The 22,132-nt window shown below is 42.8% G+C and carries 15 protein-coding genes and 4 pseudogenes; 12 read left to right on the top strand and 7 right to left on the bottom strand.

Annotated features, from left to right (window positions below):
- Positions 1 to 10: 10 nt before the first annotated feature.
- The gene (locus DXA05_RS14650; RefSeq protein WP_004316992.1) at positions 11 to 1,300 is read right to left on the bottom strand and encodes an ATP-binding protein; all 1,290 of its coding nucleotides are present in this window, start codon (positions 1,298 to 1,300) and stop codon (positions 11 to 13) included.
- A 197-nt stretch (positions 1,301 to 1,497) separates the two neighbouring features.
- Positions 1,498 to 2,577, bottom strand: coding sequence for a metallophosphoesterase (locus DXA05_RS14645; protein WP_128859325.1), 1,080 nt, complete (start codon positions 2,575 to 2,577; stop codon positions 1,498 to 1,500).
- A 160-nt stretch (positions 2,578 to 2,737) separates the two neighbouring features.
- On the opposite strand from DXA05_RS14645, the pseudogene DXA05_RS14640 reads away from it, so the two are divergent.
- A pseudogene (locus DXA05_RS14640) lies at positions 2,738 to 3,630 on the top strand (1,4-dihydroxy-2-naphthoate polyprenyltransferase).
- 3 nt (positions 3,631 to 3,633) lie between these two features.
- On the opposite strand, the gene rfbB reads toward DXA05_RS14640, so the two are convergent.
- From rfbB to DXA05_RS14625, 3 genes are all read right to left on the bottom strand, one after another.
- The gene (gene rfbB, locus DXA05_RS14635) at positions 3,634 to 4,770 is read right to left on the bottom strand and encodes a dTDP-glucose 4,6-dehydratase (protein ID WP_004316989.1); all 1,137 of its coding nucleotides are present in this window, start codon (positions 4,768 to 4,770) and stop codon (positions 3,634 to 3,636) included.
- 22 nt (positions 4,771 to 4,792) lie between these two features.
- A complete protein-coding gene (rfbA, locus tag DXA05_RS14630; RefSeq protein WP_117809290.1) occupies positions 4,793 to 5,662 on the bottom strand; it encodes a glucose-1-phosphate thymidylyltransferase RfbA in 870 nt (289 codons plus the stop codon).
- Positions 5,663 to 5,761: 99 nt separating this feature from the next.
- Positions 5,762 to 6,256 (bottom strand): metallophosphoesterase family protein, encoded by a 495-nt coding sequence (locus DXA05_RS14625; protein WP_009038686.1) that lies wholly within the window; start codon positions 6,254 to 6,256, stop codon positions 5,762 to 5,764.
- Positions 6,257 to 6,311: 55 nt separating this feature from the next.
- On the opposite strand from DXA05_RS14625, the gene DXA05_RS14620 reads away from it, so the two are divergent.
- The 11 genes and pseudogenes from DXA05_RS14620 (at position 6,312) to DXA05_RS14575 (ending at position 19,621) form a co-directional block, all read left to right on the top strand.
- Positions 6,312 to 7,976 carry a polyphosphate kinase gene (locus DXA05_RS14620; protein ID WP_284515569.1) on the top strand — a complete coding sequence of 555 codons (1,665 nt, stop codon included), beginning with the start codon at positions 6,312 to 6,314 and terminating at the stop codon, positions 7,974 to 7,976.
- Positions 7,973 to 8,392, top strand: coding sequence for a hypothetical protein (locus tag DXA05_RS27690; protein ID WP_284515568.1), 420 nt, complete (start codon positions 7,973 to 7,975; stop codon positions 8,390 to 8,392). The genes DXA05_RS14620 and DXA05_RS27690 overlap by 4 nt, the downstream gene beginning before the upstream one ends.
- Before the next feature lie 513 nt (positions 8,393 to 8,905).
- A pseudogene (locus tag DXA05_RS14610) lies at positions 8,906 to 11,154 on the top strand (inorganic phosphate transporter).
- A gap of 235 nt (positions 11,155 to 11,389) precedes the next feature.
- Positions 11,390 to 11,896, top strand: coding sequence for an Imm9 family immunity protein (gene imm9, locus DXA05_RS14605; protein ID WP_128859305.1), 507 nt, complete (start codon positions 11,390 to 11,392; stop codon positions 11,894 to 11,896).
- A 282-nt stretch (positions 11,897 to 12,178) separates the two neighbouring features.
- Positions 12,179 to 12,805 carry an HU family DNA-binding protein gene (locus DXA05_RS14600; protein WP_004314900.1) on the top strand — a complete coding sequence of 209 codons (627 nt, stop codon included), beginning with the start codon at positions 12,179 to 12,181 and terminating at the stop codon, positions 12,803 to 12,805.
- Positions 12,806 to 12,921: 116 nt separating this feature from the next.
- Entirely contained in the window at positions 12,922 to 13,860 is a 939-nt protein-coding gene (locus DXA05_RS14595) for a site-specific integrase (protein WP_008641278.1), read from the top strand.
- Between the two features lie 403 nt (positions 13,861 to 14,263).
- Positions 14,264 to 16,840, top strand: coding sequence for a hypothetical protein (locus DXA05_RS14590; protein WP_121960492.1), 2,577 nt, complete (start codon positions 14,264 to 14,266; stop codon positions 16,838 to 16,840).
- A gap of 26 nt (positions 16,841 to 16,866) precedes the next feature.
- Positions 16,867 to 17,733 carry a BT1926 family outer membrane beta-barrel protein gene (locus tag DXA05_RS14585; protein ID WP_049702173.1) on the top strand — a complete coding sequence of 289 codons (867 nt, stop codon included), beginning with the start codon at positions 16,867 to 16,869 and terminating at the stop codon, positions 17,731 to 17,733.
- A gap of 26 nt (positions 17,734 to 17,759) precedes the next feature.
- Positions 17,760 to 17,921 carry a hypothetical protein gene (locus DXA05_RS27685; protein WP_004296821.1) on the top strand — a complete coding sequence of 54 codons (162 nt, stop codon included), beginning with the start codon at positions 17,760 to 17,762 and terminating at the stop codon, positions 17,919 to 17,921.
- Positions 17,881 to 18,359 (top strand): annotated as a pseudogene (locus tag DXA05_RS14580) (DUF4369 domain-containing protein). Before DXA05_RS27685 ends, DXA05_RS14580 begins: the two are co-directional and overlap by 41 nt.
- A 341-nt stretch (positions 18,360 to 18,700) precedes the next feature.
- Positions 18,701 to 19,621, top strand: a complete 921-nt coding sequence (locus tag DXA05_RS14575; protein WP_128859304.1) for a hypothetical protein — start codon at positions 18,701 to 18,703, stop codon at positions 19,619 to 19,621.
- A 206-nt stretch (positions 19,622 to 19,827) separates the two neighbouring features.
- Here DXA05_RS14575 and DXA05_RS14570 read toward each other — a convergent pair.
- Both DXA05_RS14570 and DXA05_RS14565 read right to left on the bottom strand, forming a co-directional pair.
- Positions 19,828 to 20,723, bottom strand: a pseudogene (locus DXA05_RS14570) (MBL fold metallo-hydrolase).
- Between the two features lie 41 nt (positions 20,724 to 20,764).
- A complete protein-coding gene (locus DXA05_RS14565; protein WP_128859303.1) occupies positions 20,765 to 22,045 on the bottom strand; it encodes an O-acetylhomoserine aminocarboxypropyltransferase/cysteine synthase family protein in 1,281 nt (426 codons plus the stop codon).
- Between the last annotated feature and the right edge of the window lie 87 nt (positions 22,046 to 22,132).

Below are 22,132 nucleotides of genomic sequence, written 5' to 3'. Positions count from 1 at the left end.
TTTGAATATATTATAATATGTGTCCGGCAGAATATAACGGATAATTTGTCAGCCACTCTTGTTCCCGATAATCTGACATGGAAAAACGGATGCCATGTAGTTCTGGATTCTTTTCAACAAAAGAACGCAGACTTTTCGACTGTAAATTTTCTTCAGCTTTCACTTCGACCGGAATAATACAGATTTCTTTTTGCAAAAGGAAATCCAATTCTCCTTTGGAAGTATCTGAAGACCAGTAATAGATATTCAAGCCTTTCACTGATTTCAGTTGTTGTAACACATATTGTTCGGTAATTGCTCCTTTATAATCGGTAAATAAAACATTGCCTTCCAATAATGCTTGTGGGGGGAGTCCGCTCATTGCTCCCATTAATCCGGTGTCTAGCATAAACAGTTTGAATGCGGAAAAATCTTCGTAGGCCGATAAAGGTATTCCACCTTTCTTTACCCGGTTTACTTTATAAATAAGACCGGCATCTATCAGCCATTCTATGGCCAGTTCAAAATCCTTGGCTCTTGCTCCTTCTTTTATAACTCCATAAATGAATTTGCGATTTTCTTTAGCCAGTTGTGCAGGAACCGAACGCCACACCATACGAATCCTAGGGACTTCGGCAATAGGAGCGTGTTTGGAAAAATCACGGTCATAAGAATCCAGTATGTTTTGTTGCAACTGGCGGACTTCGGTATAGTCTTTATGCTCAATAAATGCATTGACTACTTCGGGCATTCCTCCTACGAAATAGTACTGTTTAAGGAAGTCGGTGAATTTAGAACGGAAGGTAGAAATGAGGTTCCAATCTTGCTTTGCAAGCAAGCTGACAAAAGACTCTTGTCCGATAGCTTCTAAAAACTCGGAAAAAGAAAGTGGATATAGGTCTATAAAATCGACTTTTCCCACCGGGAAAGAGTCATTTTGATGCATAGCGATGCCCAGTAAAGAACCAGCTGCAATAACATGATACTGTGGCGCTTTCTCCAGGAAATATTTCATGGCTGTCAAGCCGCGTGGGGCTTCCTGAAGTTCGTCAAAAAGAATTAAGGTATCTGTATCTACTACTTTTCCGGTTACTAACTGGATAGCCATCAAAATACGTTCGATATCAAAATCTTTTTGAAAAACCTCTTTCATCACTTCATTGTCTTCGAAGTTGATGTAGGCAAACTGTTTGTAAGCAGTAGCCGCAAACTCTTTCATAAGCCATGTCTTTCCTACCTGACGGGCTCCGCGAATAATCAAAGGCTTTCGTGTAGACTTTTCTTTCCAATCGTACAATTGTTGCATTGCATTTCTTCTCATACTTCTTTCTTTTATTGTCAGCTACTTATAGGTACAAATGTAAGCACTAAAAAGGATAATAACAAAAAGTCGTATCCTAAAAGTGTGGTATTTAACAAAAAGTTATACCCTAAAAGTGTGGTATGTTACAGAAAGTCGTATCAGAAAAGTGTATGATGCTGCTATTTCTGTTTGTTATTGTACCAAGTTACGATACCTTACTCCGTCAATCGATGAAGAGTAATGACGATGATTTCTGCCGGAGCACCGACACGGATTGGTAACTTTGAAGTTCCTATTCCGTTTGTTATAATCAAAGGTGTTTTTGCTGTATTATATGCCAGTCCGGTGATAAAACGATTGCCGTAGTGTGAGTTCAGTGCCGGGGCGACTCCGAATACACGGACTTGTCCGCCGTGTGTATGTCCTGCGAGAGCGAGGTCTGTATTGACTACTGAAACGTCTTCTATGTAATCCGGCGTATGAACCAGTAAGATGACAAAATCCTTGGGAGAGAGTGCCAAAGTGGGTGATACTCCGTTGCGCCCCAGATCGAAAGGATTGCGCACTCCGGCGATAATAATCTGCTGGCCGTCTTTACGCAGCGTGTCCACTTCGTGTTCTAACGGACGCATTCCGTAATGTTTCATTGTGTTCACAATATCGTCGTGGCAACGTTCGTAATCATTATTACCCATCACTCCATAGGTTCCCATTGGTGTCTTTACACGTGCAAGTGCGGAAAACAAAGGTTCTACATATTCGCAACCTTCCTGATAATCACCACCCATCAAAAGAACATCTGCTTTTTGGGCAATCAATAGACGGACAAGATCGTTCAATCCTTTCTCTTTCAGCAGGCTTTTGTAATGTAAATCGGAAATAAAAGCGATGCGGAAACCTTCAAAAGCTTCAGGGACATCGCGGTGGGTGAAGTCGTATTTTACTACACGATCCACTCCTGTATAAACAGATGACACATCTACGCTGGAAGAGGTTATTTGGGTTCCACGGAGCATCCGGTCGGATTTGTCCGCGTCGGTATCAGTCTCCTTTTTCTTTGTATGTTGCTTTTTGTTTTTAGAAACAGCCAGTGCTTTGAGTTTCGAGTGGTCGGGAGCGAAGAGTCCGGCAATGGCGTTAGTCGTATCCGGATAAATGGAATCAGTATGTAAGACAGGGTGCGGCAAGCTAGCCACCATATTCTTTTTCGATTTGCAGGAAACAAGCAAAAGCAATGCCAACAGGATAACAGGGTAGATTGTTTTCTTCGTCAGTGGATAAATCGTTTTCTTCATCAATGGGGTATTTATTCTTTTCATCAATAGGGTATTTATTTTCTCCATCACAGGAGCATTTATTTTCTTCATCTTCTCTTAGTTTGAAGTTTTCTGGGGTGCAAAGATACGAAAAATCATGTATCTTTGTCCGTCAAAACTCTTTATAATATATTAAAGTATGGAAGAAGTAAAGCGTAACTCGCTACAAGCATGGATATTAGCTGCACGTCCCAAAACTCTTACAGGAGCCGTTACCCCTGTTCTGATAGGTACAGCTCTCGCTGCGATGGACGGGCATTTTCACTGGTTGCCGGCACTGATCTGCTGTCTGTTCGCAAGTCTGATGCAAATAGCCGCTAATTTCATCAATGACCTTTTCGACTTCCTCAAAGGGACAGACCGGGAAGATCGCCTGGGACCCGAACGTGCTTGTGCACAGGGATGGATTTCTCCGCAAGCGATGAAAACCGGGATTATTATTACGGTTGCTCTTGCCTGTCTTATCGGTTGCACATTACTTTTCTTTGCCGGATGGGAACTGATTGTCGTAGGAGTGCTTTGTGTATTATTCGCCTTTCTTTATACCACCGGCCCTTATCCTCTCTCTTACAACGCCTGGGGAGATGTACTGGTGATTGTCTTCTTTGGATTTGTGCCTGTTGGCGGAACATATTACGTGCAAGCGCTAACATGGACGCCGGATGTCACTATCGCCTCTCTGATTTGTGGACTATTGATTGATACGCTACTGGTAGTCAATAACTACCGTGACCGGGAAGCGGATGCGCGCAGTGGAAAAAGAACGGTAATCGTTCGTTTCGGTGAGAAGTTCGGCCGCTATTTTTATTTGATGCTGGGTGTTACAGCTTCTCTTCTCTGTCTGTGTTTCCTTCGTGAAGGTCATTTTTTAGCCGCTCTTCTTCCGCAACTCTATTTGATTCCTCATTTCCTCACCTGGAAACGGATGGTGAAAATATATAGTGGTAAAAATTAAACAGCATATTAGGCGAGACTTCGCGTAATATGCTGTTTATGGGTGTTCTTATTGCAATAGGAATGTTGGTAAGTTGAGAATCATTTCCCATACATCTTTTCGTAGTAACCCTGATAATCTCCGCTGGTAACTTCTTCCACCCAAGCCTGGTTGGTTAAGTACCATTCGATTGTCTTTACGATACCGACTTCGAATTTTGTTTCGGGATACCATCCTAAAGCATTTGTAATCTTTGTAGGATCGATGGCGTAACGTTGGTCATGCCCCAGACGGTCTTTAACGAACGTAATCAGATCTTCGTTGATCCAGTCGATCGAAATATTTCCGTTTTCGTCTTTCACCTTCTTTTTGAGAACCTGACGATATTCGGGATTCTCTGCCATCAGACGGTGGATAGTTGAAATAGTCAGTTTTACGATTTCGAGGTTTGTTTTCTCGTTATGTCCGCCAACGTTGTACACTTCTCCGTCTTTACCTTCACGTACAACGAGATCAATCGCTTTGCAGTGATCTTCTACATAAAGCCAGTCGCGTACATTACTGCCGTCACCGTAGACGGGGAGATGTTTTCCTTCGAGGATATTCTTGATAATCAACGGAATCAATTTCTCCGGGAAATGATACGGACCATAGTTGTTTGAGCAGCGGGTAATTGTTACCGGCATTTTATAAGTATCATGGTAAGCCATCACTACCATGTCTGCGCTAGTCTTAGAGGCACTGTACGGGCTATGAGGACAAAGCGGGGTTGTTTCTGTGAAATACCCTTCGGCTCCCAGTGAACCATACACTTCGTCGGTGGATACCTGATGATAGCGTACACCTTTTCTCCAGGTAGGGTATCCTTGTTCATCTTTTCCCATTACCCATGCGCGGCGTGCACAATCCAATAAGTTCTGTGTTCCGAGAATGTTGGTAATCAGAAACAGTTGCGGATTTTCAATGCTGCGGTCAACGTGACTTTCGGCAGCGAAATTCACCACATAATCAAAACGATACTCAGCAAAAAGACCGTCTACCACATCACGGCTACAAATGTCTCCTTTGATAAAGACGCAGCGTTCGTTGTCGATGTCTTTGGCAATCGTTCCTAAGTTACCTGCATACGTCAAAGCATCCAATATCACGACTTTGATGTCGTTATGTTTGGCCAAGATGTATTTGATGTAATTTGCCCCGATAAATCCTGCGGCACCGGTCACTAGATAAGTTTTCATATTTTATTCTATTATGTTGATTTTAGGATTGTTTTGCCAATTCGATAAGATACTTTCCGTACTCGGTCTTTTCGAGTTGTTGACCTAACAGAAGCAATTGCTCCGTCGGAATCCATCCCTGACGCCAGGCGATTTCTTCAATACAGCTGACGTAGAAACCTTGTCGGTTCTGAATAGTAGCCACGAAGTTAGATGCTTCCAGCAGACTGTCGCAGTTACCCGTATCCAGCCATGCGAATCCGCGGCCGAAGAGTTCCACTTTCAATGAGCCTTCTTCCAGGTACAGGCGATTCAGGTCTGTAATCTCATATTCTCCACGTGCTGAAGGACGAAGAGCTGCTGCTTTTTCCGTCACACTGGCATCATAGAAATAGAGTCCGGGAACGGCATAATTACTTTTCGGCACTTCCGGTTTTTCTTCCAGTGAAATAACTTTCCCTTGTTCGTTAAATTCCACTACACCGTATGCGCGCGGGTCTTTTACATAGTAGCCGAAGATGCAGGCACCTTTTTCTATATTGGCAGCCCGGCGGAGCATGGCAGAAAAGCCTTGTCCGTAAAACATATTATCCCCAAGAATCAGACAGCCCGGTTCACCGTTCAGGAAATCGGCTCCCAATACGAAAGCCTGTGCCAGTCCGTTAGGTTGTTCCTGTATTTTATAGGAGAAAGACATACCCAATTCCTCACCCGTTCCCAGCAAATCCCGGAACATAGGCAAGTCACGTGGAGTCGAAATAATCAACACTTCGCGTATTCCTGCCAACATCAGTGTCGACAATGGATAGTAAATCATCGGCTTGTCATACACAGGCATGATTTGTTTGGAAATCGCTTTGGAAAGCGGATAAAGTCGGGTGGCACTACCACCGGCCAGAATAATTCCTTTCATGTTCGTCTGAGTTATTCATTAACAGTGTGCAAAGGTCGGAAAGAATTCCGACGTGGCAAAATTTTAAAATAATTTTTCAGTCAGGCGGGGACATTTATTTTATTTGTCCGCCAGTTCGATAACTTCCAAGTCCTGAAACGCCCCTTGATTGATAACAAAACGCACCAAAGTCCGCACCTTATGGAAACCAGACATACCTGCAGCTCCCGGATTGATATGTAACATATCCAGCGTTTTATCATACTTCACCTTTAATATATGCGAATGTCCGCTGATAAAAAGCTTGGGCGGTCGCGTCATCAGACTACCGATGATGGAAGGATCATACTTTCCCGGATAACCGCCGATATGTTTTATCAGTACTTCCGCACCATCCACCGTGAAACGATTTATTTGAGGATACAGTTTTCTGATTTCCTGTCCGTCAATGTTTCCGTACACCGCCCGGAATGGACGGAATGCGGCTAACTTTTCCGCTACTTCCAGTGAACCGATGTCTCCGGCATGCCAGATTTCGTCGCACGGTTCGAAATATTCCAGGTATTTCTCATCCCAGTAAGCGTGAGTATCAGATAATAATCCAATTCTTGTCATAAAATTCTTTGTTTAATCCCACAAAGATACTATATTTGGAAAAATCTTAAAGCACATGGAAAGCAAATATAATTATTTCAAGCGAGATATAAGTTGGCTCTCATTCAATTACCGCGTATTGTTGGAGGCTCTGGACGAGCGTCTGCCGCTTTACGAACGTATCAACTTCATCTCTATCTACTCTTCCAATCTCGAAGAGTTTTACAAAATCCGTGTAGCCGACCATAAAGCTGTTGCTTCCGGCGCTACGGAAAGCGATGAAGAAACCGTACAGTCAGCCCGCGAACTGGTAGAGGAAATAAATAAAGAAGTCACCCGCCAGCTGGATGACCGTGTACGCATCTATGAACAAAAAATACTGCCTGCCCTGCGCAAAAATCATATCATCTTTTATCAGGACAACCATGTAGAACCGTTCCACCAACAGTTTATCAAAGACTTTTTCCGGGAGGAAATCTTTCCCTACCTGCAACCTGTGCCTGTATCCAAAGATAAAATTGTCTCCTTCCTGCGGGATAACCGCCTTTACCTGGCAATACGAGTCTATCCGAAGAAAGAAGAAAAAAACAAAGGAGAAGAACCTAAAGAAAATATAGAAAAATATACCGGAGAGTGCATAAATGAAAGAAATGACGGAGAAGGTATAAAAGTAGGTATGGAAGCAGCAAGGCCAAATGTAACAGACCTCCGACAACCCCTTTACTTTGTGATGAAACAACCCTACGCCAAAGTGCCCCGCTTCATCGAACTTCCGTCTCGCGAGAAAAATCATTATTTGATGTTTACCGAAGACATCATCAAGGCAAACCTCAACCTGATCTTCCCCGGCTACGATGTCGACTCCAGTTACTGCATCAAAATCTCCCGTGATGCTGATATACTGATTGACGACACCGCCAGCAGTGCCGACCTCGTCGCCCAACTCAAGAAGAAAGTGAAGAAACGCAAGATCGGTGACGTCTGCCGTTTCGTCTACGACCGTGCTATGCCTTCTGAATTCCTGGACTTCCTTGTGGATGCCTTCCGTATTCAGCGTGACGAACTTGTCCCCGGTGATAAGCATTTGAACCTCGAAGACCTGCGTCATCTTCCCAACCCGAACAAATCCCTTCATAGCCTCGAAAAACCGAAGCCGATGAAGCTGACCGTCCTCGATGAGAAAGAATCCATTTTCAATTACGTCGCCCAAAAGGACCTATTATTATATTACCCTTATCACTCTTTCGAGCACTTTATCCACTTCCTGTATGAAGCCGTGCACAACCCGGAAACCCGTGAAATCATGGTTACTCAATACCGCGTAGCGGAAAACTCCGCCGTCATCAACACCCTGATAGCCGCCGCCCAAAACGGCAAGAAAGTCACCGTATTTGTGGAACTGAAAGCCCGCTTTGATGAAGAAAACAACCTTGCCACCGCCGAAATGATGCAAGCCGCCGGTATCAAGATAATCTACAGCATCCCTGGTTTGAAAGTGCACGCCAAAGTAGCCTTGATCCGTCGTCGCGGATTAAACGGTGAGAAAATCCCCAGCTACGCCTACATCAGCACCGGCAACTTTAACGAAAAAACCGCCACCCTTTACGCCGATTGTGGTCTTTTCACCTGTCGCAAAGAAATAGTGGCCGACCTCTATAACCTCTTCCGTACCCTGCAAGGAAAAGAAGACCCGAAGTTCACCACCCTTTTGGTAGCCCGTTTCACCTCATCCCCGAATTGAACCGCCTGATCGACCGCGAAATATCCCTCGCAGACGAAGGCAAGCAAGGACGCATCATCCTAAAAATGAATGCCCTCCAAGACCCTACCATGATAGACCGCCTCTACGAAGCCTCCGAACACGGTGTACAAATCGACCTTATCGTCCGTGGTATCTGTTGCCTCATCCCCGGACAGTCATACAGTCGTAACATCCGTGTCACCCGTATTGTAGACAGTTTCCTCGAACACGCCCGCATCTGGTACTTCGGCAACGACGGCACCCCCAAAGTATTCATGGGCTCTCCCGACTGGATGCGCCGTAACCTCTACCGCCGCATCGAAGCCATCACCCCCGTTCTTGCCCCCGACCTGCGTGACAACCTGATCGAAATGCTCGACATCCAACTCGCCGACAACCAAAAAGCCTGCTGGTAGATGATAAGCTGCAAAACATATTCAAAAAAAGAACACCCGGCACCCCTGCCGTCCGAGCCCAATACACCTTCTACGACTGGCTAAACAAAACTAACAGCTAACATCAAATCCTTTCCGCAGCAACTATGCTGCGGAAAACACATCATTGCAAAACACATCATTACAACCATACCCCAGCCCCCCCATCGTACATACGATCACAATGACCTGCACCCCGCATGGTTTCCCGGCCTACTTTTTTCTCCGTCAAGCGAGCGCCCGTAACGTAGCGTCAAGAAGGGCAGACTGTTTGAGCGTAGCGAGTTTCTGCCCTTTAGCGAAGTGAAGGAAGCGAGTAGGAGAAAAAAGTCAGCCTTGAATTTTTCTTTGCTTCTTTCTTTTGTTTCAAGACAAAAGAAAGATGATTACGAGATAAAAGAAAGACGATTGTAATACAATTGTAACATGTATGACACCTCCCTGCAACGTCAAATCCCGTCCTTTGCAACTGGAAACAACATACACATATTATTTATGGAGACTATTTATTTATGCATTATCATCTTCCTCTTCGTCCTTGCCGTCTTCGATCTGATAGTCGGAGTCAGCAATGACGCAGTCAACTTCTTAAACTCCGCGGTAGGTGCCAAAGCCGCTTCGTTTAAAACGATCCTTTTCATAGCCGGCGTCGGCATATTTATTGGCGCCTCTCTATCCAATGGCATGATGGACATAGCCCGGCACGGCATCTACCAGCCGAGCACTTCTACTTTGCCGAAATCATGTGCATCCTGTTAGCCGTCATGCTGACCGACGTAGTACTGCTGGACGTATTCAACTCCATGGGTATGCCCACCTCCACCACCGTTTCACTAGTCTTTGAACTACTCGGAGGAACCTTCGCCCTCTCACTTATCAAAGTACATAATAGCGACACCCTCGGTTTGGGCGACCTTATAAACACCGACAAAGCCCTTTCCGTCATCATGGCCATTTTCGTATCCGTCGCCATCGCCTTCTTCTTCGGAATGATCGTACAATGGCTGGCCCGTGTGATATTCACCTTCAACTATACGAAAAAGATGAAATACAGCATTGCCCTCTTCGGAGGTGTAGCCGCTACCGCCATCATCTATTTCATGCTTATCAAAGGACTGAAAGACAGCTCCTTCATGACCCCCGAAAACAAACACTGGATACAAGACAACACATTAATGTTAATCGCCGTCTTCTTCGTGTTCTTCACCGTACTGATGCAAATCCTTCACTGGATGAAAATCAACGTTTTCAAAGTCATTGTATTGATGGGCACCTTCGCTCTCGCCCTCGCTTTTGCCGGCAACGACCTTGTCAACTTCATCGGTGTTCCCCTCGCAGGCTTCTCCTCTTTTATGGACTATACCGCCAACGGAGGAGGAAATCCGAACGGCTTCCTGATGACCTCCCTGCTGGGGCCCGCCAAAACCCCGTGGTATTTCCTTATCGGAGCCGGAGCCGTTATGGTCTACGCCCTCTGTACTTCTAAAAAGGCACACGCCGTAATTAAAACATCCGTCGACCTTTCCCGTCAAGATGAAGGAGAAGAAACATTCGGAAGTACCCCGATTGCCCGTACAGTAGTCCGCATCAGTATGACACTTGCCAACGGAATCTCCCGCATTATGCCAAGTGGCAGCAAAGAATGGTTTGACTCCCGCTTCCGCAAAGACGAAGCCATCATTGCCGACGGAGCAGCTTTCGACCTTGTCCGCGCTTCTGTCAACCTAGTATTAGCGGGGCTGCTCATCGCCTTGGGAACTTCCCTGAAACTTCCTCTTTCTACCACCTACGTAACCTTCATGGTAGCTATGGGTACCTCCTTGGCCGACCGTGCCTGGGGACGTGATTCTGCCGTTTATCGTATTACTGGCGTATTAAGCGTCATCGGTGGCTGGTTCATCACTGCCGGAGCTGCCTTCACCATCTGTTTCTTCGTAGCCCTCGTACTTCATTATGGAGGAAATATCTCTATCATCGCACTCATCGGTATAGCTGTATTCATCCTGATCCGTAGCCAAGTGATGTACAAAAAACGCAAAGCGAAAGAACAAGGTAACGAAACTCTGAAGCAACTTATGCAAGCCACAGATAGCACAGAAGCCCTGCAACTGATGCGTAAGCACACCCGTGAAGAACTTTCCAAAGTGCTGGAATATGCAGAAACCAACTTCGAACTGACCGTCACTTCTTTCCTCCACGAAAATCTTCGAGGACTGCGGCGTGCTATGGGTTCCACAAAATTTGAAAAACAGCTCATCAAACAGATGAAACGTTCCGGCACCGTAGCCATGTGCCGCCTCGACAACAACACCGTACTCGAAAAGGGACTTTATTACTATCAAGGCAACGACTTTGCCAGCGAACTGGTTTACAGTATTTCTCGTCTCTGCGAACCTTGCCTGGAACATACCGACAACAACTTCAACCCATTGGATGCCATTCAGAAAGGTGAATTCAGCGATGTTGCCGAAGATATTACATATCTGATTCAGCAATGCCGTAAGAAAATGGAAAACAACGAGTACAACAATCTGGAAGAAGAAATCCGTCGTGCCAACGACCTCAACGGACAGCTTTCGCTATTGAAACGTAAGGAACTGCAACGCATCCAAAGCCAATCAGGAAGTATCCGGGTTAGCATGGTATATCTCACGATGGTTCAGGAAGCACAGAACGTAGTCACTTACACCATCAACTTAATGAAAGTAAGCCGTAAATTCCAAATGGAGACTGAAATGCCGTAAAGGCTGGAAACGATAACGTTCTTCACTGGAAAAAACGAATGATAACTCGAAAGGAAAGGACTGTTTGATAAACCCTATTTATATAAGTGAGGGTATGTCAAACAGTCTTTTCTTTTTAGTAGGTGGTTGGATAAAAAAGCTCTGTTCTTTAGCATTTGATTTGATAAAATTGTATATTTATAGTCGGTAAGATATTTGAGACGATTTAAAATGCAATGGTATAAAAATGAAATGAATGAAATATCAATTAGAAATAACCACTTTACTGGTTCCTGTCAATGTGCATCAGTTGTTTGAGAAATGTGAATGGCCCGAACTAAACAGTTTTGACAAAGAAATGGTTGAGGACTATTTCTCTGATTTGGTAAATGGCATTCAAACCGATGAGGCTTTGGACGATTGGAAGCTGACGGTTGTCCTGTATATCGGTACTTATTTAGGAGCCAATCATATCAGTATCCGGAAACATGGAATCACCGATACGGCAACAAAAGAAAAAGTGTTGACGATCGGTATACCTCTCCCTTGCAATAAAACCGTTCGTTGGGGAGTGAAGAAGAAAGAACGGTTTACAGGTAAGATACCGGATGAAAACTATAGGAGAAATAACAGGCTGCTTCCCGTCTACTTTGCGAAATATGATACTATGGGAACCTATATTGAAGATAACATCCGGATAGCCCTTTTGAATTTGTTTGAAGTAGGTTTTACCTTGAAAGGATATAAAGTAAAGAAACGGTGATAGTAACTGAATCGTAATCAAACTTCCTTTTCATAGGGATTAAACTTGCTTATCCCGGCAGGAAAACGTATCTTTGTTGGTAAGAAAACTATAACCGCAAGTCTGATTATAAAACCGGAACTTTTGATTATGTAATCAGAAGTTTCAGTTATAAAACCAGAACTTGCGGTTTTAGTTTGCCCTAAGGGAAAAAGAACTTTTCTTCTAGGGGAGAACAAGTTTTCTACCTATAGCTAGGATGTTTTCTATTAGTAATCAATATTTCAAATAAACTTTAGTACTATGGCAATGTATGTAATGGAAGAAATGCCCGATATTCATGGAACGGGCGAACAAGTACTTTATCCGCGGTTTGCAATGATGGATCAGGTTTCTACCGAGGAGCTGATACGTCAGATAGCATCCAGCAGTGGTTTTAATGTCGGAGATGTGGAAGGCGTAATTACACAAATAGGTATTGAGATGGCACATCAGATGGCAGAAGGCAAGTCTGTGAAGCTGGATGGCATTGGAACATTCTCTCCTTCGTTGGCGTTATGCAAAGATAAAGAGCGTGAAAAGGCCGGAGAAGGCGAAACCCATCGTAACGCACGAAGCATTGTGGTGGGAAACGTGAACTTTCGTGTAGACAGGAAGATGATAAGGCGTATCAATGGAAGATGTCTGCTGGAAAGAGCTCCGTGGAAGTCGCAACGTTCTTCACAGAAGTATACTCCGGCGCAACGGCTTGCATTGGCTGTTAGATATTTGGAGGAACATCCTTTTTTGACGGTCTACGAATACCGGAAACTGACAGGTCTGCTGCGCACAGCGGCTACCAATGAATTGCGCCAATGGGCGTATACGCCCGGTTCCGGTATCGGGATTGATGGCAGAGGAACACATCGGGTGTATATAAAGAAAACATAATTCATCATATTTGTATGATGATACTTTGAGATTTTGAATTAAGAGCATTGGGGGGAATTGCGGTGAGGGCGCTTTTCTTCAGGGACGTGCTTGAGTGATAACTAAAATTAATAAAAATGGGGAATTTGATTTCATTTATGAAGGAAGTAGCTGAAGGGCTTCGAAAAAGTGGGAATTATGGAACTGCTCATGTTTACAGGAGTAGCATGAATGCTATCATTGCATTTAACGGGAGCAGGAATCTGTCATTCAAGAAAGTGAATCAGGAGTTTCTTAAAAGTTTTGAAACGTATTTGCGGGAAAAGGATTGTAGTTGGAACACGGTTTCAACCTATATGCGTACATTGAGGGCGGTGTACAACCGCGCGGTTGACCGTCGTATGGCATCTTATATACCGCATCATTTCCGGTATGTTTATACAGGAACGCGTGCTGACAGAAAGCGTGCACTGGAAAAGGAGGATATGGAACGATTGATGAAAGAGCTTCCCAAACAAATTCATCAGGGAAGGGAAGAATTACAACGTACGCGCGCGTATTTTTTCTTAATGTTCATGCTTCGTGGTATGCCGTTTGTAGATCTTGCCTATCTTAAAAAGCAGGATATGGTGGGGAATGTGCTTACTTATCGTCGTAGAAAAACCGGGCGGCTTCTAACTGTGACGCTTCTGCCGGAAACTATGAAACTAATAAAAAAGTATATGAACACCGATTCTGCTTCTCCTTATCTTTTTCCCATACTGACTGGCGGAGAGAGTACCGAAGCTACCTACAGGGAATATCAGATAGCTTTGCGTAATTTTAACTATCAGCTTCTGTTGCTGAAACAAGTACTTGCATTGACTTCTGATTTAAGCTCATATACGGCTCGGCATACTTGGGCTACAATGGCATATTATTGCGAGATACATCCAGGCATTATTTCAGAGGCGATGGGACATTCATCTATTATCGTCACAGAGACTTATCTAAAACCTTTTAAGAATAAGAAAATAGATGAAGCGAATGTGACGATTCTATCTTCGCTGAAGAGGAGCTATGTTTGTGGCAAGTGATTGATTAATAGTACTGTTACTTTGTAGGTAACGGGAAGAAAAGACGCTGCAAATATGAGCATATTTCTTAAAACATCCAAACAAAATCGTACATTTTTTCTAATAAACTACTCAAAATAGGAATAAACACAGAAGAACACGTGGATTCTTTGTCTTAGAGCTTTGTTAACGTCTAAATTTTGCAATAGATTTCCCGCCCCTCTACTTTTTCTCATAAGCAGGGGTAAGAAGATTCGTCATATATCGTATTATTTTCTAGTATAGACTACTCTAAAAGAGCAGGCACAAGGTTTTTCCCGTTACCTACAAAGTAACGGGAAGAGGGGGAGTGAAGCGAAATAAATCATGAATTAGTACAAACAAATTTTTTATTTATTAATTGTATAACATTTAATTTACTTTTATGAGAAAATGGACGTATTTAGTCGCAACCTTGCTCATGGCAGGTACGACGGCGACATTCACGGGATGTATTGATACCGATGAACCGGAAGGCATTGCAGAACTTAGGGGAGCAAAGTCTGATTTTATCAAAGCTCAAGCTGCAGTTGAGCTTGTAGAGGCTGAATTGAGAAAAGCACAGGTTGCAGAGCAAGAATTAGTTAATGCAGGTTTGGCACTTCAGAATAAATCTGCAGAAATTGATTTGCAGTTGCATGAACTGGATATTCAGTTGAAGCAACTCCTGATTGAAAAGGAAGAAGCTGCTACTGCACAAGCAAAAGCAGAAGCGGAAGCTGCCATTGCAAAAGCGGAAGCTGACAAAACTAAGTGGGAAAATGAAAAGGCATTGATTGTTGAGCAGTATAAGGAAAAAATGCTTCTTGCCGAAACTGCCACTGCTAAAGCACAGGAAGCTTACAAACAAGCTATGGAACAGATTGAAGCTTCCAAGGTTTTGTTGACAGATGAAGAACAAGCTCGTTTGAATGGTGTACAAGCGCAAGTTGCCTATGCAAAACAAGCAATGGACAAGGCAATGTATGGATATTCAACAACTGTTATCAAAAGAATTCTGTCATCGGAAGTTGCGAATTCCACTACTACTACAAATCCGGATGAAAGCACGGAGACTAATTCTTCTACGACTAAGTATTATGTTTATCTTATTACTGAAGATCCTACCCAGTCTGCGGATGGCTATAAAGCCGGTAGCTTGAAAAAACTTCAGGAGCAATTAGCTAACTATTCTGATATAGTAGCTGATAATAATTTAGAAGCGGTTTTGGATAATGCATTGAAAAATGCAGAATTTGCTTTAGAAATGACGCAGAAGTATGCTGATAACTTGAAAGCTATCTTGGATAATGAGTATACTACTGTTGCAGATTGGGAAGCAGAAGTCAAGAAGCTGGAAGAAGAAATTGCTGCTGCAAAGGTCAAGGAACAACAGTATAATATTGAAAAAGGCAAGTTGGAAGTTGCTAATTCTAAACTGATATCTGACTTGGATGCTACTAGTAATAAGTTGGAGACTGCTAAAAATAACCAGAACTCTAACAAGAACAAAGCTAAAACAGCTGCAGCTTATTCTAAGAAAGTAGAGGCTGAAAGTGTAAAGAAAGGATTGAATGATGTAATACCTAGTGGAACAACTGTTGCTGGTTATAATTCTTCTACTGGTACTTTTGCCTATGCTAAAAGTATACAAATTACTGAAGCACAAAGTCAGATTGATGGTTGGGTTAAGCTGATTGATAAGGCTACTAAAGGTGTTGATTTGGAAAATATAGAATGGGCCAAACCACAATTGGCTACAGCTCTTGCAGCACAAAAAGAAGCTGAAGAGAACTATGCTAAAGATTATAAAGCATGGGAAGATGCAATGGCAGCTTATGATGAAAGTCTGAAAATAGAATTGGAGAAATCAGAGGTAGCCGCTAATGCTGCAATAAAGAAATATAATGGACTTAAACCGGAAGATAGAAAAAAAGAAGCTAATATTGATGCTGTAGCTACGGCTTTAGTTGCATACTATAAGGATGCATTGGCTAAAGAAGCACAAGTTACTAAGGCAACTGCGACAAAAGGAAGTGATACGAAAAAAATCTCTGCTTGGCTGATAGCAGACGCTAATAACTTTAAAAAGGTTGTTGGAATAGACTTAGGTATTATTGTTTGGGGAAATGATGGTGACATTACTACTGCAAATGAAATATCTACTGCAAATATTGGAAAATTAATGGAGGTAGAGCAAGATTCTAATGTAAAGACTCCATTGGAAAAGTGGAAATCTGCTTCTTCTGCTGTATTTAGCGATAATTTCAATTCAGCTAATAATCCAAGAAGATTGCCGGTAACTAAGGACGAAGTAATAGCTGCGGCTGGTGGTAATCATGTAGATGCTTTGAAGAATGGTAATTATGGTTCTCTTGGTAAGATGATTTGGGCAACAGCAGAAACGGCTAGTCTACAAGCTATAATTGATCAGGTAGAAACTTACAAAGCTTTGAAAGAAGCATTTACTGCTCAAAAAGCTGTAGAACAGGCTGCTCAAGATAAAGCAAATACTGCTTTGGCGGATGCTGTAGATAAAGCTAAGAAAGCTAACGACGAAGCCCAGGCTGCTTATGATAAAGTCTTTAAAGAAGTAAATGATAATATTGCAACAGTACAAAAAGAATACGGCAATAATGAAATTATCAAAGGTAAGATTGAAACGGAAATCACTGTTTATTTGAATAATAACTTTACTAATGGTGATTTAGGTTCTTTGGAGGCTATCAAAAATTTGGTTAAGCAAGAACATATGATTGCTTTGGCAAATGTCACTGCCGCTAAGGCCGATGTTGCTAAAGCTAAGAGAAATATAGAGAAATTAGCGGCAGGTACTTATACTGATACAGATTATATTACTGAATCATTGGCAAGTATCCAGGAAAAGATCAAAGTAAAACAGGCTGAATATGATGCTGCCAAGGCAGACTATGATGCTGCAAGCGCTCAATTGAAAGCACTTCTTGCTATCTTCTTGAAATAATTCCCTAACTACGTAAAAGTAACAAGATGATAAAAAAACTATGCACATTACTTTTGCTGACCTGTATGACAGCTGCGCCTTCAATGGCGCAGCATTACAGCAGCAGTGATGATGCGTCGTTTGCCCCGAAGAAAGGACAGTGGCAGGTTTCAGTCCTGCTTGGTAGCGGAAAGTTCTTTAACGAGAACACCTCTTATCTGCTTCCTAAGTTCTCCAATGACGGAGGAGTAGTCGGACTTCCCAATGGAGGGAAGGATAACTCCGGCGATCTGAACCGCTATCTGAACATCGGGAGTCTGAATAATAATAGTCTGGTCAATATAGCCGGAATTGAAGGTAAGTATTTTGTGTCTGACAATTGGGATGTAAATTTCCAGTTCAGCATGAACGTTAGCCTCACTCCTAAGAAAGACTATGTAGAAGGAGACAACAGTGTACCTGACATGATTATCCCTGCGCAAAGTTATATCAATGCGCAGATGACTAACAACTGGTATGTATCTGTCGGTTCCAACTACTATTTCAAGACTCGCAACGAACGTATTCATCCATATCTCGGAGGCGCACTCGGCTTCCAGATGGCACGCATTGAAACGACCGAACCATACACCGGAGACACCTACAAGGATAGTGACGACTCGGAAGAACTTCCGTCACAGGTCTATGTTTCCGGAAGTAAAGCCGGTCAGATGTACGGTTTCAAAGTAGCTGCCGTAGCAGGTATTGAGTATAGCATTGCCAAAGGTTTTGTTTTCGGTTTCGAAATGCACCCTCTGGCTTACCGCTATGACTTGATACAGATTTGCCCGAAAGGATTTGATAAATATAACGCCAGTCACCACAATATCAAAATATTTGAAATGCCTGTGGTGAAACTGGGATTCAGATTCTAAGGATGAATGATTATACAAATGTATGAATGAAAAGAGAAAGCCGTTCAGCTGATAGTGCGGACGGCTTTTCTTTTTTAAAGAAGAATGAAGAGCTTAATGAACAGATATGTGAAACTTTTATCTTTTCTTCCGGGAATATGTCTGATAGTGGCTTGCACCGGGCATCAGATAAAAGGTTACGAGATTAACGCAGTGCACCTTTGCCCGAATTCGAAGGAAAAATGGTTTATATGAAAGATGTTTCGAGCGGGCAGCCGGTAGATAGTGCAGAAATAATCCACGGAAAGTTTGATTTTTCCGATACGGGGACTATTGTGTCGCCCGTAGTAAAAGTGCTTTCTATTCGTGCCAGCAAATCGGGACTGGAATACCGCCTCCCTGTTGTCATAGAAAATGGTAGTATCCAAGCCTATATTTCCGATGTGGTTTGCACAGGAGGAACAATGCTGAATGAACGAATGCAGGATTTTCTCATGGCTGTTGATGAATATTCTACAGCCTGCGAGAACAAGCAAACGGAACAGATAAAATCCGGATTTGCGGATTTATTGAAAAAATACATAGAAATCAATGATGACAATGCAGTAGGAGAATATATTCGGACTGCCTATCGTTCATCACTTTGATGCAATCAGATTGCTTTTAAGACTATAAACTAAATTTCCCACATAATAATATCCTCTCCAGATATTTCCTCCATATTTTTATAGAAGGGAATGTTGCATAAGAGAGACAGAAATGCGCCCTTGTGAAAGTCCATATTTCTGTATTGTTATGTTTTGAGGACGTTCCCGTATTTCCCATTCCCTTTTTCCCCCGGGAACGTCCTTTTTCAATGACCTTCTGTTGTATATTTCATATAACTTACACTGTATGGAAGAATCTAGTGGATCTGTACTATTGGTAACTTTTCATACAAAGATAGTGTTTTTTACAAATACTTTATATCTTTGCAAAACAATGGCATATGCCGGGATTTAACCATACCACTGAAAATATGAAAACAAAAACTTTATTGGGCTTCTTTCTTCTTTCTGTTATGGCTTTTTGTGTATCAGCCTGTCAAGATGATGCAGAGATTATCTTATTTAGTGGTTCCGAACTGGTTGACGAAACAGGAACTTGTACAAACACTGTTTCTTCTACAGTCTTGTATCTTAACGGATGGGAAGCGGAGAATATCGGGATAGCCAATGGAAAAGGTGGCTACTCTGCACAAAGCTCCGATGAAACAATTGTGACAGCAACAGTCATCGACAACCGATTATGGCTTAGTTCGCATGGTAAAAAAGGGAAAGTAACGGTTACCGTTACTGATAAGGATGGTAATTATGTCACCCTGCCTGTGACTGTTTCTTATGGCGTATTGACATTTATGTGCGTCGACCAACCTGAATTTCAGGTTTCCAGACCCAGTGAAGATATGTTGTCATTGGATTCGGAAAGCGAGTTGCAGGAAAAAGTAAATGTGGCAATGGCTCCTTATTCTTTTATAAATAAAGGAGATATCTGTATTTTGCGGCCGGATGATGTATATCATTTATCTGAAGAAGGAACAGGAGGGAAATTCATTTATAAGACAGAGGATGAGCAAATTCTTGTTGAAGGAACGTACCAGATAGAGTGGGCTTCATTGGGTGGAAAACAGAAAAAGGCTTTTGTCTTTACATATATAGATAAAAATAATGTAGAGCAACAACACACGTTTTTTTATTTTAGTCCGTATTTAGGAACTCAAAGTTCTACAAGAGAAAGAGGACCGATTACTACGGCATGGTTGGAGGAGGTATCCGATTCACCTTATCTGGAAGGAGTTTTGCCGGCGGATAGAACAGTTGTATATTGGGTGGATACAGTGATTTCCAGTTTGTCTGCCGAGGCTGTGTGATTGGAAGTAACTGATTAAAAAAGGAAAAGCTCTTTATAAGGGACTGAATGTTTGGAAAGCCCTTGAAGCGAAAATCATTCTTATTGAGATATTAAAGTGCACCCCAAAAGTTTTAGATCTAACTTTTGGGGTGCACTTTATTCAAGGTCCTTTCGGATATTCAGGTGAGTATATTTTCAGCCACTTTCTGATTATTTACGTATATCTTATTGCAAAGCCCGGATACGTACTTCTGTGCCTGTCTCATCTTTCAATCCGTCTTTTACTTTATGGATATCTGTTTCTCCGTAATGATAAGGGTACAAAACACGTGGCTTGATGATTTTGGCTGCCCGTATCGCTTGTTCCGGTGTCATGGTATATGGTTGGTTAACCGGCAGAAAAGCGATATCAATATCTTTCACCTGGTTTAGTTCCGGAATATCCTCCGTATCTCCGGCAATATAAATACGAGTTCCTCCTAAAGTCAGAATATATCCGTTGTCACGTCCTTTGGGATGAAATTTATCCCTGCCGGGAGTCGTATTATAGGCGGGTACGGCTTCCAGTTTGATATCTTTGGCGAGTTGAAGCACATCACCGTTCTTCATCTCTTGTCCTCTATTCAGCATTTTCCGGCAATTAGGATTAGCTATAATTTTGGTCTGGTTTGTTTCGATAGCTGCTATTGCTTTGGTATCGAAATGGTCGCCATGTTCATGCGTAATCAGAATGAAATCCGCCTCGGCTGTTGTGTATAGTCGGCATAATCGGAAACAGGATCAATGAATATTTTTTGTCCTGCATAGTCCAGTAATAAGCTGGCATGTTTGAAGAAAGTGATCTTCAAGCTTTTACCATTCTTGGTGGTAAACGAATCCATTTCAAAGTTTGACATCTTTGCTGTCTGATTAATTGGTTTATCAAACGAATGGGAATAAGAAAATCCGTAAGAAAGGCATAATACGAATGCTACTAATAGATTCTTTTTCATATCTCTACAGAATTTGGTTCCCTGCAAAGATAAACATCCGGGAGGATTTATCGGTTCACATTTGAAATGATTCTCTTCGAAATTAACTTTCTTTTTGTGGTAAATAAAAAGGCACGGAAAATCTTTCATTCCCGTGCCTTTTCTTAGTATTTGATACCTTTACGGTATTGTTATGCGTTCAAAGCCTGTTCGATATCAGCAATGATATCATCCGCATTTTCGATACCTACCGATAGGCGGATCAGGTCCGGACGTACACCGGCTTCCATTAGTTGCTCATCCGTCAACTGGCGGTGAGTATGGCTTGCCGGATGGAGCACGCAACTGCGTGCATCGGCTATGTGAGTAACGATAGCGATGAATTCCAGTGAATCCATAAACTTGATAGACACGTCACGTCCGCCTTTCAGACCAAAGGAGATGACTCCGCAAGAACCGTTCGGCATATATTTCTGTGCCAGGCTGTAATATTTGTTGTCCGGCAGACCACAGTAGTTTACCCAAGCTACTTTCTCATTTTTAGAAAGATATTCGGCCACTTTCTGTGCGTTACGGCAGTGTTGAGGCATACGTAAGTGCAGTGTCTCAAGTCCCAGATTCAATAAGAAAGAGTTTTGTGGGCTTTGGATGCTGCCGAGGTCACGCATCAGTTGCGCAGTTGCTTTGGTGATGTAGGCACCTTTGCCAAATGCTTTCGTGTAAGTCAGCCCGTGGTAAGACTCGTCCGGAGTACAAAGTCCCGGGAATTTTTCTGCGTGAGCATCCCAGTCAAAATTACCGCTATCTACGATACAGCCACCTACGCTTGTAGCGTGTCCGTCCATATATTTGGTAGTAGAATGAACTACGATGTCAGCTCCCCATTCAAACGGGCGACAGTTGATAGGAGTAGGGAAGGTGTTGTCAACAATCAAGGGGACCCCGTGACTGTGTGCGATACGTGCGAACTTTTCAATATCCAGTACTTCCAAAGAAGGATTGGAAATTGTTTCGCCAAACAAAGCCTTTGTATTCGGTTTGAAAGCTGCAGAAATTTCTTCTTCGCTGGCATCCGGATTTACGAAAGTCACATCGATGCCTAGTTTCTTCATCGTCACTCCGAACAGGTTGAACGTACCTCCATAAATAGCGGAAGAACAAACGAAGTGATCTCCTGCCTGGCAGATATTAAAAATGGCATAGAAGTTGGCTGCCTGACCGCTGGAAGTCAGCATAGCGGCTACACCACCTTCAAGAGCGGCGATTTTGGCGGCAACGGCGTCATTCGTTGGATTTTGCAGACGGGTATAAAAGTAACCACTGTCTTCCAAATCGAACAGGCGGGCCATTTGCTCGCTGGTATCGTATTTGAAAGTTGTACTTTGATAGATGGGCAATACGCGTGGTTCGCCTTTTTTAGGCGTCCATCCAGCCTGTACACACAGGGTTTCCGGTTTGAATTGTTTTGCCATAATGTTATCGGGTTTTAATGTTTTATTTCAAAAAATGTTTTAATGCTGCAAAAGTAGGGAAAATAATTGTATTTTTGCCCTGTTTAT

Origin of the sequence: Bacteroides sp. AM54-2NS, from assembly GCF_003602935.1 — a bacterium.
GTDB classification, from domain to species: domain Bacteria; phylum Bacteroidota; class Bacteroidia; order Bacteroidales; family Bacteroidaceae; genus Bacteroides; species Bacteroides xylanisolvens.
The sequence above is the reverse complement of the archived record's forward strand: the minus strand, read 5'-3'. Positions and strand labels throughout refer to the sequence as shown.